Source organism: Peribacillus sp. N1, from assembly GCF_054600815.1.
Window position 1 is genome coordinate 503,428 of the sequence record NZ_BAAHZO010000001.1, and the last position, 12,995, is coordinate 516,422.

At 43.3% G+C, this 12,995-nt stretch carries 15 protein-coding genes and 2 riboswitches; of the genes, 10 read left to right on the plus strand and 5 right to left on the minus strand.

Annotated elements, in window-relative coordinates; translation table 11 throughout:
- Positions 1–78: 78 nt before the first annotated feature.
- The 5 genes from ACYP5M_RS02320 to ACYP5M_RS02340 form a co-directional block, all read right to left on the minus strand.
- On the minus strand, positions 79–924 hold the full coding sequence (locus tag ACYP5M_RS02320; protein WP_452445115.1) for an energy-coupling factor ABC transporter ATP-binding protein: 846 nt from the start codon (positions 922–924) through the stop codon (positions 79–81).
- Positions 925–942: 18 nt separating this feature from the next.
- Positions 943–1,719, minus strand: coding sequence for a cobalt ECF transporter T component CbiQ (gene cbiQ / locus ACYP5M_RS02325; RefSeq protein WP_459734593.1), 777 nt, complete (start codon positions 1,717–1,719; stop codon positions 943–945).
- On the minus strand, positions 1,706–2,017 hold the full coding sequence (locus tag ACYP5M_RS02330) for an energy-coupling factor ABC transporter substrate-binding protein (protein ID WP_101221871.1): 312 nt from the start codon (positions 2,015–2,017) through the stop codon (positions 1,706–1,708). Before ACYP5M_RS02330 ends, cbiQ begins: the two co-directional genes overlap by 14 nt.
- A gap of 1 nt (position 2,018) precedes the next feature.
- Positions 2,019–2,762, minus strand: coding sequence for an energy-coupling factor ABC transporter permease (locus tag ACYP5M_RS02335; RefSeq protein WP_101222238.1), 744 nt, complete (start codon positions 2,760–2,762; stop codon positions 2,019–2,021).
- Between the two features lie 34 nt (positions 2,763–2,796).
- Positions 2,797–2,955 carry a hypothetical protein gene (locus tag ACYP5M_RS02340; RefSeq protein ID WP_157830965.1) on the minus strand — a complete coding sequence of 53 codons (159 nt, stop codon included), beginning with the start codon at positions 2,953–2,955 and terminating at the stop codon, positions 2,797–2,799.
- A riboswitch (cobalamin riboswitch) is annotated at positions 2,939–3,134 on the minus strand. (Overlaps the previous gene by 17 nt.)
- A gap of 201 nt (positions 3,135–3,335) precedes the next feature.
- A riboswitch (cobalamin riboswitch) is annotated at positions 3,336–3,525 on the plus strand.
- Between the two features lie 152 nt (positions 3,526–3,677).
- Between ACYP5M_RS02340 and ACYP5M_RS02345 the strand changes: the two genes are divergently transcribed.
- Genes ACYP5M_RS02345 through ACYP5M_RS02390 form a run of 10 tightly spaced genes read left to right on the plus strand, consistent with a single transcriptional unit; the run spans position 3,678 to position 12,992 of the window.
- Complete coding sequence (locus tag ACYP5M_RS02345) at positions 3,678–4,046, plus strand: (2Fe-2S) ferredoxin domain-containing protein (RefSeq protein ID WP_101221872.1); 369 nt, start codon at positions 3,678–3,680, stop codon at positions 4,044–4,046.
- 14 nt (positions 4,047–4,060) lie between these two features.
- On the plus strand, positions 4,061–5,698 hold the full coding sequence (gene cobJ, locus ACYP5M_RS02350) for a precorrin-3B C(17)-methyltransferase (RefSeq protein WP_434169444.1): 1,638 nt from the start codon (positions 4,061–4,063) through the stop codon (positions 5,696–5,698).
- A gap of 18 nt (positions 5,699–5,716) precedes the next feature.
- Positions 5,717–6,655: a sirohydrochlorin chelatase gene (locus ACYP5M_RS02355; protein WP_459734594.1), complete on the plus strand. Its 939-nt coding sequence runs from the start codon at positions 5,717–5,719 to the stop codon at positions 6,653–6,655.
- Entirely contained in the window at positions 6,652–7,422 is a 771-nt protein-coding gene (cobK, locus tag ACYP5M_RS02360) for a precorrin-6A reductase (protein ID WP_402942441.1), read from the plus strand. Before ACYP5M_RS02355 ends, cobK begins: the two co-directional genes overlap by 4 nt.
- 12 nt (positions 7,423–7,434) lie before the next feature.
- Positions 7,435–8,082: a precorrin-8X methylmutase gene (locus ACYP5M_RS02365; protein WP_034312499.1), complete on the plus strand. Its 648-nt coding sequence runs from the start codon at positions 7,435–7,437 to the stop codon at positions 8,080–8,082.
- A 5-nt stretch (positions 8,083–8,087) separates the two neighbouring features.
- On the plus strand, positions 8,088–9,221 hold the full coding sequence (locus ACYP5M_RS02370; RefSeq protein ID WP_101221876.1) for a cobalt-precorrin-5B (C(1))-methyltransferase: 1,134 nt from the start codon (positions 8,088–8,090) through the stop codon (positions 9,219–9,221).
- Positions 9,184–10,398, plus strand: coding sequence for a precorrin-6y C5,15-methyltransferase (decarboxylating) subunit CbiE (gene cbiE, locus ACYP5M_RS02375; RefSeq protein ID WP_434169652.1), 1,215 nt, complete (start codon positions 9,184–9,186; stop codon positions 10,396–10,398). Before ACYP5M_RS02370 ends, cbiE begins: the two co-directional genes overlap by 38 nt.
- Complete coding sequence (gene cobI / locus ACYP5M_RS02380; protein ID WP_230176406.1) at positions 10,391–11,098, plus strand: precorrin-2 C(20)-methyltransferase; 708 nt, start codon at positions 10,391–10,393, stop codon at positions 11,096–11,098. Before cbiE ends, cobI begins: the two co-directional genes overlap by 8 nt.
- A complete protein-coding gene (gene cobM / locus ACYP5M_RS02385) occupies positions 11,095–11,871 on the plus strand; it encodes a precorrin-4 C(11)-methyltransferase (RefSeq protein ID WP_137018453.1) in 777 nt (258 codons plus the stop codon). Before cobI ends, cobM begins: the two co-directional genes overlap by 4 nt.
- The gene (locus tag ACYP5M_RS02390; RefSeq protein ID WP_452445117.1) at positions 11,868–12,992 is read left to right on the plus strand and encodes a cobalt-precorrin 5A hydrolase; all 1,125 of its coding nucleotides are present in this window, start codon (positions 11,868–11,870) and stop codon (positions 12,990–12,992) included. The genes cobM and ACYP5M_RS02390 overlap by 4 nt, the downstream gene beginning before the upstream one ends.
- Positions 12,993–12,995: the final 3 nt, after the last annotated feature.

Genomic DNA, 12,995 nt, shown 5'->3' on the forward strand with positions numbered 1-12,995 from the left:
AAGAATTATCGCCTTCTATTTTTTAGATATCGGTTTGATCCCCTAGCTTCTGATGAAGCAAGAGCTAGGGGAAATTAATTAATAAATTCTTTCTGTCTCCAACTTTTGAAGCAATTCTTCCTTCGTTCTTGGGAAAAGGTCCCTTTCTGCAGGGTTCCTTGATTGAAGAAGGGCTTGAAACATTTCAAATACCCACGGTTTCTCCAGATGTGCCTGCAGCAAAACGTCTTCTTCATGGAAAACGGAAATAGGGTTCCCTTGATATATGACCTTACCATCGTTCATGACAACAACTTCATCAGCCCATTGATAAGCTAAATTAACATCATGAGTTGATAGGATAATCGTTTTGTCAGGGTGGTGGATACTGTCCAGCAGAGCCATGATCTGTCTTGAGAAATAAGGATCCAATCCAGCGGTAGGTTCGTCCAAGAGCCAGACATCGGGCTCCATGGCGAGTATCCCCGCAATGGCGACACGTTTTTTTTGCCCAAGGCTCAAAAAATGGGTAGGTTTGTCTTTCAGTTCCGTTACTTCCGTTTGGGCCATTGCCCAATTTACTTTCTCTTGAACCTTAATTCTATCCCATCCTAAATTCATCGGTCCAAACGATATATCCTGTTGTACATTAGCGGAAAAGAGCTGAGAGTCGGGATCTTGAAAAACGATCCCGACTTGCTTTCGTAATGATAATAATGATTTACGGTCATATTTCATTTTTTTGCCCTTAAATCTGATTGTTCCTGCTGTAGGTTGTAAAAGACCATTTAAATGGAGGAATAAAGTCGATTTGCCGGCACCATTATTGCCTAATAATGCAATCTTTTTACCCTGTTGAATCGTTAGCGACAGATCGTTTAAAGCGAACGTTCCATCTGCGAATTGATGGGTGAGGCCTTCTATATGAAAAATATGCTCGTCCATTGTTGGGTTGCCTCCAATTTACAAATATCCATTAATAAAGATTAAGCTTACTAATATTACTATCGCGATCAGCCAATTGCGTGAGGAATAGGTGTAAGTATCCTCGAGATAGGAAAGGTTCTCCTGATAGCCTCTTGCGTTCATGGCCATCGTCAATTGCCCAGAGCGCTGCAATACTCCTAAAAATAAAGACGAGATTAGTAATCCGAGAGATTGTATGCCTTTCCTTAATGAAACATACCCTAGCCGTGAAGCTTGTGCTTGATGAATGGCCAAAGCTGTATCTAAAAAAATAAAGATGAAGCGATAAGTCAATTCTATTAAATCAATCAATAAGGAAGGCACTTTTAGTTTTCGCAACACGGATAGGATGACGGTAATGGGTGTAGTTAAGGTAAGGAAATATAAACAGCTGATACTGCCGAATACAACAGTGATCAAATTGGACACTGTACCGACGCTGTCATCGCTGATGAATATTTGCCAGTTCCCGACCTTCCAGGACCACCATATATTCGATATCGAAGTAAATTCGCTTGTGAAAGAAAAAAGGATGGTAATTGTTCCAGATAGTATAAAAAATCCTGGCAATAGAAGTAATTTCAGATAATAGGAAAGCGGGATTTTTGCCGCAAAAATGATTAAAGCGCTCATCACCGTAAAAGTGATGAGCGAAACGGTCATATCCCTTACCGTTAACGAAAACAGCAAAAGGGAAAGTGCAAAAACCATCTTTTCCAACGGATGAACATCCTTTAGCCCATTGAAATAGGCATATTTATCAATGAGTAACATGCTTCGATTTTTCTGTCAATTCTTGTTTGGTTTGCTTATTCCTTTGTCTCATCACGCCAATGAAGTATCCAATGAAACCGGCTCCGATTGCAGCTTGAAGCGCAAATAATAAGCTTTCGGTTTCTGCACCTGGCGGCTCCCATATACTGTTGAACCATGGCTTGTATTCCGGATGGATCTTAGTGATGGCTTCCTCAGCTTCGCCGTCGGCACCGCCAAATTCCGTTCCTTGTTGGGTGATTAACGGTATGGTTGCAAGAATGACAACCAGGAAAAGCAGCAGTAGACTTTTTTTCATATTAACGGGCCTCCTTAGAAAAAACTCGCAGCAATTTCAATTCACCTAGATTGTATTTTTTCAAGAAATTCATTACGACGACTGTCAATAACCCCTCACTGATTGCCAAGGGAATTTGGGTCAGGGCAAAAATACCTGCAAATTTACTGAAAGAGGCCATGAATCCTCCTACCTCGGAAGGAAAAGCAAGAGCAAGTTGAACGGAAGTGACCACATAGGTTCCTAAATCTCCAAAAGCAGCTGCCAAGAAAACGGCAAGTGAAAAAGACCACCCCAATTTAGTTGCGCCCTTGAAGACAAAGTAAGCAATGAACGGTCCGCAAACGGCCATGGAAAATGCATTGGCCCCTAATGTCGTCAATCCTCCGTGAGCCAGTAAAACAGCTTGAAATAACAGAACGATGGAGCCAACGACACTCATGGCCAATGGTCCGAATAATATGGAACCCAAACCAACTCCGGTAGGGTGTGAAGAACTTCCCGTAACGGAAGGAATCTTTAGGGCCGATAAAATAAATACAAATGCGCCCGATAGGCCAAGTATCATTTTTGTTTCTGGATTTTCCCTAACTTTGGACCTAATGGACCGGTAACCCAAGATTAAAAATGGAAACGTCACGGCCCACCAGAATATAGCCCATTCAATGGGTAAAAAGCCCTCCATGATATGCATGGCCATTGCCCGGTTCGGGATAAAAAGCAACAAGATGACAAAATAAATAATTTTCCAATTGGTTCTTTTCATTCTTTCTCCTTTCAATACTTTTAAATTTTTCTGATCAATCTTGAGAAGAAAAGCGGCGCCCAACATAAAAAGCACTTCTCTCAAAGGAAAGAAGTGCGTAATGAACAGGAATTTTGCAGCATGAAGCAATCATGGGCCATTCTGCCTGATCCGCACGCCCATCCTCGTAGGCTGAAACAGTTTCACGTTTCATGGCAGGTCTCCTGGCTTTGGTTCATCATCCCATTACATCCTTCCCATCTCATTTGACAGTGGATTAAAGTTAAAGTAATAGGACTTCCCTTTACAGTGGCGGGACCGCTCCGGATTTTCACCGGCTTCCCTTTTAAGTTGAATTCCGAGAAATTCAACACCATAAAACTTATGTAATTATTTTGAAAATTCTCGTATAGTGTACCATAAAGAAATAATTTCAGCTACACTATCTTTTTTTTCGGGACGGATTTTGTTGCAAGGAAAGGATTTTAACTGGTTTTACACTATTAAACTTTTCTAAACAGTCGGAATAAACTATTGAATTTTGATAAAGTTGTTATATGATAGATTAAGTTAGTTAGAAATGTATAATAAAACCAAATATTTCATTTTAAAAGTGCCCTTGTGTGAATAAGCAAGGGATAATAGGGAAATCGGTGAAAATCCGATGCAGCCCCCGCTACTGTAAACGCTGATGAAATTGTCGATAGCCACTGGCATGATGCCGGGAAGGGACAAAGTAAAATGAAGCGTAAGCCAGGAAACCTGCTTTTAAAATTGCATGATACTTTTCGGAGGGAAAGGTAGAAGGACTATGACGATTTTGGAAGGATTTGGCATGTTTGCCTTTGGCTTCTCATTCATATAGTTTTTTTAAAACCTTGACTCTAATGTTAAGGTTTTTTATTTTGCCTTTTCCCTGAACTCAGGAGGAAGAAGATGACTACTTGGAACTTGATGGGTACAAATACGCATCTGTTGATTTGTAATGGGAGCAGCTGCATGAAAAAGGGCGGGGAAGAAGTAACCCAAGCGATTCGCGATGAAATTACTTCAAAGGGACTTGATTTGAAAATCCATACAACCAGGACACGCTGTAACGGAAGATGTAAGGATGCCTGCGTTGTGATTGCCTATCCCCAAGGAAACTGGTATCGAGTGGAAACGCCTGAATTCGGTCGGCAGATCGTCAGTAATATCGATGATGGTGAATTTGTTCCACAGATGATCTATCAATTCAATGATGGGGAAATGACCCCTAATCCAGATTTTCCTGCTCATACGGGTATTTCAAAGAACAAAGCGTAAAAGGAGATGTCTTAATGAGTACAAACGGTAAATTATTCGTCGTGGGTTTTGGGCCCGGGAATTTTGAACACATTACCAAACGTGCCGTCGAAGCCCTTCAAGAAAGTGACTACATCATTGGTTATAAAACTTATGTTGAACTCATTCAGGGACTGCTTACAGATCAAACGATCATTAGTACGGGGATGACTGAAGAAGTATCACGTGCACAGGAAGCAGTGAAACAAGCGGAGCTGGGAAAGAAAGTGGCGGTGATTTCCAGTGGGGATGCCGGAGTTTACGGGATGGCAGGGTTGGTTTATGAAGTATTGATTGAGAAAGGCTGGAAAGAAGAAACTGGAGTGGGCATTGAAGTCATTCCTGGCATTTCTGCAATCAACTCATGTGCGTCTTTACTCGGGGCACCAGTCATGCACGATTCGTGTACGATCAGCCTCAGTGATCATTTAACTCCTTGGGAACTGATCGCTAAAAGGGTTGAAGCAGCTGCAATGGCAGACTTTGTCATTGCACTTTATAATCCGCGCAGCGGCAGGCGGACCCGGCAAATTGTTGAAACACAGAAAATTCTCCTTCGCTACCGCTCGCCGGATACACCTGTCGGGTTGGTGAAAAGTGCTTATCGCGATAGGCAGGATATTGTCATAACCAATTTGCAGGATATGTTGAATCACGATATTGGAATGTTGACCACCGTCATTATCGGTAATTCATCCACCTTTTTATATGATGACAAAATCATCACACCAAGAGGCTATCAGAGAAAATATACTTTGAATTCGGAAAAGCAAACATTGAAGCCGCATCAGCGACTGCAAAAAGAAGCGGAACCGTGGGCATTAGATCAAGAGACCTTAACCGAGTCCGCTGGAGGAGTTGGATTACTTACAAAAGCACCAGAAAAGAAGCCAGCTTCCTTTGAAATGGCAATGGAGGCCCTGTCAAGAGTCAAGGGTCAAACCGTTAAGCAATCCATTCAGCCGATTGTTCAGCAAAAAATGGAGTCGGTATTCGAACTTGCCGTTAGTCCAGGTGTGGCGAATAAACAATTCACTCCCAAACAAATGATGACACTTGCGGAAGTTGTTGGGGAAAAGGGAACGATGGAATACACGCCAAATCATAAAATCGTCTTAAAGATTCCGACAACGGATCCGGAAGTCATAACGGGGAAATTGCAATCAGCAAACTTTCTTTTGTCGCCGATTGGAGATGTACTGACATTAAAAGCCTGTGATTTCTGTGATGGTGAAAAAGCGGAATCCATTCCTTATGCGGACGAAATACACCGGGTGCTTGGCGGAATGAAAATGCCCAAGGAACTGAACATCGGTTTTAATGGGTGTGGGATGGCTTGTTATAGTGCTGTGATGGATGATATCGGGATTGTCTTCCGAAAAGGGAAGTTCGACTTATTTCTTGGAGCTAAACCGGTTGGAAGAACAGCCCATCCGGGTCAGCCGGTGGCGGAAGGCATTGAACCGGAACAGCTTGTTGAACTGATTACGGACATTGTCGGGGAGTATAAGCAAAATGCCCATCCAAATGAGCGGCTTTTTAAATACTTCAAACGTTCGAAAAAGATACAGAATTTTTCTTATCAGGACATCGCTCCCAAAATAAACATAGAGCCTGCGCCTTGTGAAGACTAATCTAGAGGAGGAAAGTAAATGAAAGCAGTTTTGTTCGTAGGACACGGAAGCCGGTTGGCTTCGGGAAATGAAGAAGTCCGTCATTTTATTAAGAATATGATTCCGGCAATGGACGAGCGTTTCATGGTGGAAACGTGCTTCTTGGAATTTGCGGCACCGAATATATCCGAAGGAATTGATAATTGTGTAAAACGAGGGGCTACTGAAGTTATCGTCATACCGATCATTTTGTTGCATGCAGGACATTCGAAATTACATATCCCAGCTGAAATAGAGGATGGGAAAACCAAGTATCCAGAAGTGAAATTCACATATGGCCAAACGATCGGGGTCCACCATGATGTATTGACGATCCTGACAGACCGTCTTGAGGAAGCGGGATTCGATACGACCTCTGAACATTCTGAGACAGCGATATTGCTAATTGGCCGAGGTGGCAGTGATGCTGATGCCAATAGTGATATATATAAAATTTCACGATTATTATGGGAAAAATTAAGCGTTAAATGGGTCGAAACAGCCTTCATGGGTGTAACGGACCCTCACGTTGATGAAGGTATTGAACGATGCATCCGATTAGGGGCAAAAAAAATAGTGATGCTGCCATATTTCCTCTTCACTGGGGTGTTGATGGAAAGAATGGAGGATATGCTGAAAGGCTATCAAGAGCAATATCATGATCGAGAATTCATTTTGGCAAAGTATTTTGGATATCATCCAACCTTACAGAACATTCTGCAAGAACGAGTAATCGAAGCCAGTGAAGGAAGGTCAAGCGGGGCGCGTGATTTGGAAAACTATCGTAAACATGTCGAGGAACATGGACATGCTCACCATCATCACCATCACGACCACGATCACGACCATGATCACCATCACGACCACGATCACGACCACGATCACGACCATGATCATCACCACGATCATGATGGGCAAGCGGTGGGGACATCAAAATGATTTTGTTCTTGGCGGGTACAAGTGATGCAAGGGAATTAGCGATTGAGATGCAGCAGGTGGGGTTCAAGGTTTTGGCAACTGTTGTAACCGAATCGGCGGCTAAGAGTTTGCAAGATTCAGGGATTTCCACCCGGATTGGCCGGTTATCTGCAGAAGATATGACATCTTTAATCTCTGCAAAAGGTTTTCAGGCTGTAGTCGATGCAAGTCACCCATTTGCCGAAGAAGCATCCAAAAACGCCCTTATCGGAGCAAAGGCAGCAAATGTTCCTTATATTCGTTATGAGCGTGAAAGTCAACGGTTTCAGAATGATAAATTGATAGTTGTCCGTGATTATGAGGAAGCTGCCAAGCTTGCCGCTGCAAAACGGGGAGTCATCATGCTCACGACCGGAAGTAAAACACTATCCGTGTTCGCAAAAGAATTGGTAGGGCTCGAGAATACCAGAGTCATAGCAAGAATGCTGCCACGCATGGACAATATGGAAAAATGTGCACAGTTGGGCATCGAACAAAAAAATATCGTTGCGATTCAAGGGCCGTTTTCCAAAGAATTGAATAAAGCTCTATATGAACAATATGGGGTCACATTGATGATAACGAAAGAAAGCGGCAAGGTCGGTGCGGTTGATGAGAAATTGGAAGCCGCGTTGGAATGTGGAATTGAGACAATCATGATATCTCGACCAGATGTTGACTATCAGAATGTTCATTCCAGTTTTGAACATGTCATTGCCGAGTTGAATAATCAGTTAAATGAAAAATAGGAGGAATGCAAGATGGATTTTAAAACGGATTTTAAACCACTAACGGTAGACCCTGACAAAATATATGATTATAGTTTTTCAATCATTGCTGAAGAAATGGGCAATCATGATTTTTCTGAAGATGAATGGAAGATCGTCCGCCGGGTCATTCATGCTTCAGCGGATTTTGAATTGGGAAGAAGTGTAATCATCCATCCAAATGCCATTCAAGCTGGTGTGGAAGCCATTCGCAAAGGCAGACATGTTATTGCGGATGTGCAAATGATTGAGAGCGGTACAGGCAAAAAACGATTTCAAAAACACGGCGGGGACGTTCATTGCTATATTTCGGATCCGGATGTGATGGTCGAGGCAAAACGTTTGAATACGACAAGGGCGATCATTTCGATGCAAAAAGCGGTAAAGGAAAATGAAGGGGGCATTTATGCGATTGGCAATGCACCTACCGCTTTACTAGAGCTCATTCGTCTTATTAAAGAGGGGATTGCAAAACCGGACTTAATCATTGGAATGCCTGTTGGATTTGTTTCTGCAGCAGAATCGAAAGAGGAACTGGCTAAGATCACAGAAGTGCCATTCATTACGAATATTGGCCGAAAAGGTGGAAGTACTGTCACTGTTGCAGCATTGAACGCGATTTCCCTTTTAGCTGATAGTTAAAAAACATGGAAAAGAAAGTGAAAAAAGACCCCTCACAAATGCGTCATGGATATACGACGGGAGCATGTTCGACAGCCGTGACCAAAGCGGCATTGACCGCTTTGATCACGGGGGATGCACTAGAGGAGGCAACCATTTCCTTGCCAATCGGCCGAGATGCCACTTTCACTATTGAGAAATATGAAATATCGGAAAATGCGGTTAGTGCAGAAACGATTAAAGATGCCGGAGATGATCCCGATGCCACACATTTGGCCCATATTATCTCTACTGTCAGCTGGTCGGATGCACCTGGGATTATATTGGATGGAGGGACCGGAGTTGGTCGTGTTACCAAACCCGGACTTCCCGTTCCAGTTGGAGAAGCGGCGATTAATCCTGTACCGCGCAAGATGATTTTAACCACTGTGCAACAAACACTGGAAGAATTTAAGATCAATAGAGGTGTGAAGGTCGTCATCTCCGTGCCAGCAGGTGAAGAAATAGCGAAAAAAACATTAAATGGCCGCTTGGGGATTGTAGGAGGAATTTCCATTTTGGGAACAAGGGGCACTGTCGTCCCTTTTTCCAGTTCCGCCTATATGGCAAGTATCGTCCAGGCTATCAGTGTCGCCAAAGCTAGCGGGTGTGAGCATCTTGTCTTAACGACTGGCGGGCGCAGTGAAAAGTATGCCATGGGCCTTCTCCAGGATTTACCTGAGGAAGCCTTTATTGAAATGGGTGACTTTGTGGGCTTCTCACTTAAGCAATGTAAGAGGCAGGGAATTAAAAAGGTCTCACTGGTCGGCATGATGGGTAAATTCTCCAAAGTGGCCCAAGGTGTGATGATGGTGCATTCAAAAAGTGCCCCGGTCGACTTTGGTTTTCTATCGGAAATTGCCCAAAGCGTCGGAGCTGATGATGATCTTGTTCTTGAAATCAAGAATGCAAACACAGCGTCACAAGTCGGGGATATGATGTCAGCCATTAATAATTTTGACTTTTTTAATAAATTATGTGAATCCTGCTGTCACTCTGCCATTAACCAAGTGAAGGGTGGCATTGAAATGGAAACGGCGATTTATTCGTTGAAAGGACAATTATTGGGAAGGGCTGTTGGAATTGAGTCAATCGATGAAATTAATCGGGATAGGGGATAACGGTCAGGAAAGCTTACTGCCTCAATATGCCCAATGGATAGAAGAAAGTGAAGTGCTGGTCGGAGGTGAGCGGGTCTTATCCTTCTTTCCGAACTATTCTGGCAAAAAGATTATCATAAAGGGCGGTTTGAAAACAATTGTAGAACAACTGCAGGAGGAAACTCGCCCAACTGTGGTTTTAGCTTCCGGTGACCCAATGTTTTATGGAATGGGAGGTTATCTTTCCAGCAAAATCAACATGGAGGTTTACCCATATTTCAGTTCAATTCAGCTTGCTTTTGCAAAAATGGGGGAAAGCTGGCAAGATGCCTTCCTTGTTAGCATTCATGGACGCAGCATGAAAGGGCTGGCCCAAAGGATTGATGGGAAAGCGAAAGTTGCCTTGCTTACTGACAGCGAAAATAGCCCTAATCAACTGGCTAAATATCTCCTTGCATTCGGAATGACGGAATACCGGGCATTTGTGGCTGAAAATCTTCAAGGGGAAACGGAAACATCAGGTTGGTATGAACTTGATGAAATGATGGAGCGGGAATTCTCCCCGTTGAACGTCGTCATTTTGAAAAGGAAATCAGAAGGTCCAAGCTGGTCATTGGGGATAGAAGATGAAGAATTTTCACAACGGAAGCCTGATAAAGGCCTCATTACCAAAAAGGAAATCCGGGTATTAAGCCTGCATGCATTGAAGCTAAAGAAAAACAGTATAGTTTGGGATGTTGGGACGTGTACGGGCTCAATGGCAATTGAAGCGGCCAAGCTTGCATCCGAAGGCCAAATTTTCGCAATTGAAAAAAATGAGCCTGATTTAGATAACTGTTATCAAAACCAACGTAAATTCCGTACCGATATAACGGCGATTCATGGTAAAGCACCGCAGGGATTGGAAAATTTTCCTGATCCTGATGCGATCTTCATTGGCGGGACTGGCGGCGAAATGGGAGAGCTGATCAATACTTGCTGCAATCGGTTAAAAGAAGGCGGCAGGATCGTTCTGAATGCTGCGACGATTGAGAATCTTTACCGGGCTAATGAAGCATTTGCGGAAGCTGGTTTTCACACTTCCATCATGCATGCGCAAATCTCCAGAAGTAAGCCAATATTGGGAATGAACAGATTTGTACCGCTTAATCCGGTTTATATCATTACTGCACAACGAAAGGAAGACATGAATGAGTAATCTTGGTACATTATATGGCCTTGGCGTAGGCCCGGGCGATCCAGAGCTAATTACAGTAAAGGCATTTCGCGTGATTCAGGAATCTCCGGTCATTGCGTATCCCAAAAAAAGAAAAGGGAGTAAAAGCTACGCACATCGCATTGTTGAAGTTTACATTCGTCCTGAAGAAAAGGATATGCTGGGCCTTGTTTTTCCGATGACGAAAGATAAAGCCATTTTGGATCGGGAATGGAACGGAACGGTTGAAAAGGTTTGGCAAAAATTAAATGAAGGAAAAGATGTGGCTTTCGTAACGGAAGGCGATCCGCTTTTATATAGTACGTTCATACATATGATGAAATTGATGCAGGAGTTGCATCCTGAAGTCGAAATCAAGACAGTCCCGGGCATTTCTTCCTTTAATGGATCAGCGTCAAGGCTGGGCATCGCTTTGGCTGATGGTGATGATCATGTTGCGATAGTTCCTGCAAGGGATGACTATGAAGCGATGAAGAAGGCGATCGAAGACCATGATGCCGTTGTGTTCATCAAAGTGGCAAAGGTCATCGATTTAATGATTACCGTTTTAAAAGATTTGGACTTGCTTGAAAAGGCCTCGGTCGTAACCAAAGTCACTTCCGATGAAGAAGTGATTTGGAAAGTGAGTGAATTGGAAGGACTTGAACTAGAATACTTAACATTGATGGTGGTGAGAAAATGAAGATATATATTGTAGGTGCTGGCCCAGGTGACCCGGATTTGATTACTGTAAAAGGATTGAACATTCTCCAAACGGCTGATGTTATTTTATATACGGATTCATTAGTGAATGAAGAATTGATTGCTAAGGCAAAACCCGATGCCGAGGTGCTGAAAACGGCTGGAATGCATTTGGAGGAAATTGTTGGCATCATGGTTGAGCGTGTTAAAGAAGGAAAGATGGTTGCTAGAATTCATACTGGGGATCCTGCCATGTATGGTGCAATCATGGAACAAATTGTCCTATTGAAGAAAGAGGGTATCGGTTATGAGGTGATTCCTGGCGTGAGTTCGGTGTTCGCCTCAGCAGCGGCAATAGGAGCAGAGCTGACCATCCCTGATTTAACCCAGACACTTATATTAACGAGGGCTGAAGGACGTACGCCTGTTCCGGAATTTGAGAAGTTACGTGATTTGGCAAGTCATCACTGTACGATTGCCCTTTTCTTGAGTGCAACCTTGACCAAAAAAATCGTTAAAGAACTCCAGGAAGCCGGTTGGAAGGATGATACACCGGTTGCAGTCATTCAAAGGGCAACATGGCCGGACCAAAAAATCGTCCGCACTACGTTAGTGAACTTAGATGATGATATGCGTCAAAATGGCATCCGCAAACATGCGATGATTTTGGCTGGATGGGCTTTGGACCCTGCCATCCATGATAAAGATGAATACCGTTCCAAACTATATGATGCGAGTTTTACCCACGGTTTCAGAAAAGGTGTTAAACCATGATCATTGAATTGAAAGAAGCGGAACTTGCTCCCATTAAACGGTCCCACACTTATGCGATCGTAGCGATTACAAAGCATGGTGTCGAGCTGGCGCGAAAATTACATACCGTTTTTTCGAATTCCGATCTATATTACATGAGCAAGTTTGAAAAAGGGGACGAAGAGCATAAACAGATCCAGCTTTTTTCGGGCAGTGTCCGTATGCTATTGCCAGCCTTATTCAAGGAATATAAGGGAATCATTTTAATTATTTCACTCGGGGCAGTCGTGAGGATGATTGCACCAATTTTGAAGGATAAGAAAACGGATCCAGGTGTCGTAGTCATTGATGATAAAGGGGAAAATGTTATCAGTGTACTGTCAGGGCATCTGGGAGGGGCAAATGAACTGACTAAGGAAGTTGCTGCAGCCCTTGATGCAAGAGCTATAATCACCACGGCTTCGGATGTACAAAAAACGATTCCTGTCGACTTATTCGGCCAGCGCTTCGGCTGGATTTGGGATTCCGCAGAAAAATTGACGCCAGTAAGTGCGTCCGTAGTAAATGAAGAGCATGTTGCCGTTGTACAGGAATCAGGTGAACGGAACTGGTGGTCTTATGATACGGCATTACCTGAACGAATTATCATATACCCATCCATTGAAGAAGCGCTTCAAGCAAAGCCGCAAGCAGCGCTGGTCGTGACTCACCGCATGCTTAAGCAGTCGGAAATGAGAATCCTGGAAAATGGAATCGTATATCGTCCAAAGGTCATTGCTCTTGGTATCGGGTGCAATAGGGGAACGGCGGCGGCTGAAATTGAGCAGGTGATTGCAGAAACACTAGCCGATTTATCATTTTCATTAAAAAGCGTTAAGGCGATCTGTACAATTTCCTTAAAGAAAGACGAACTTGGCTTGATTGAAGTAGTTGAAAAATATGGCTGGGAATTCGTGCATTATGAACCGGAAGAGCTTAATCATGCCAAAATCGAAGCGCCATCGGATACAGTATATAAATACACGGGTGCATATGGTGTGAGTGAACCGGCTGTGAGGATCTATACTAAAGCTGAACAATTGGAGCTGGTTAAGAAAAAATCGGGGAACGTAACCATATCAGTTGGGATCATTCCTTTTTAAGAG

Coding starts and splice junctions, on each gene's coding strand:
- ACYP5M_RS02320 (WP_452445115.1), bottom strand. CDS start 924: ATGGACGAGCATATTTTTCATATAGAAGGCCTCACCCATCAATTCGCA.
- cbiQ (WP_459734593.1), bottom strand. CDS start 1,719: ATGTTACTCATTGATAAATATGCCTATTTCAATGGGCTAAAGGATGTT.
- ACYP5M_RS02330 (WP_101221871.1), bottom strand. CDS start 2,017: ATGAAAAAAAGTCTACTGCTGCTTTTCCTGGTTGTCATTCTTGCAACC.
- ACYP5M_RS02335 (WP_101222238.1), bottom strand. CDS start 2,762: ATGAAAAGAACCAATTGGAAAATTATTTATTTTGTCATCTTGTTGCTT.
- ACYP5M_RS02340 (WP_157830965.1), bottom strand. CDS start 2,955: ATGAAACGTGAAACTGTTTCAGCCTACGAGGATGGGCGTGCGGATCAG.
- ACYP5M_RS02345 (WP_101221872.1), top strand. CDS start 3,678: ATGACTACTTGGAACTTGATGGGTACAAATACGCATCTGTTGATTTGT.
- cobJ (WP_434169444.1), top strand. CDS start 4,061: ATGAGTACAAACGGTAAATTATTCGTCGTGGGTTTTGGGCCCGGGAAT.
- ACYP5M_RS02355 (WP_459734594.1), top strand. CDS start 5,717: ATGAAAGCAGTTTTGTTCGTAGGACACGGAAGCCGGTTGGCTTCGGGA.
- cobK (WP_402942441.1), top strand. CDS start 6,652: ATGATTTTGTTCTTGGCGGGTACAAGTGATGCAAGGGAATTAGCGATT.
- ACYP5M_RS02365 (WP_034312499.1), top strand. CDS start 7,435: ATGGATTTTAAAACGGATTTTAAACCACTAACGGTAGACCCTGACAAA.
- ACYP5M_RS02370 (WP_101221876.1), top strand. CDS start 8,088: ATGGAAAAGAAAGTGAAAAAAGACCCCTCACAAATGCGTCATGGATAT.
- cobI (WP_230176406.1), top strand. CDS start 10,391: ATGAGTAATCTTGGTACATTATATGGCCTTGGCGTAGGCCCGGGCGAT.
- cobM (WP_137018453.1), top strand. CDS start 11,095: ATGAAGATATATATTGTAGGTGCTGGCCCAGGTGACCCGGATTTGATT.
- ACYP5M_RS02390 (WP_452445117.1), top strand. CDS start 11,868: ATGATCATTGAATTGAAAGAAGCGGAACTTGCTCCCATTAAACGGTCC.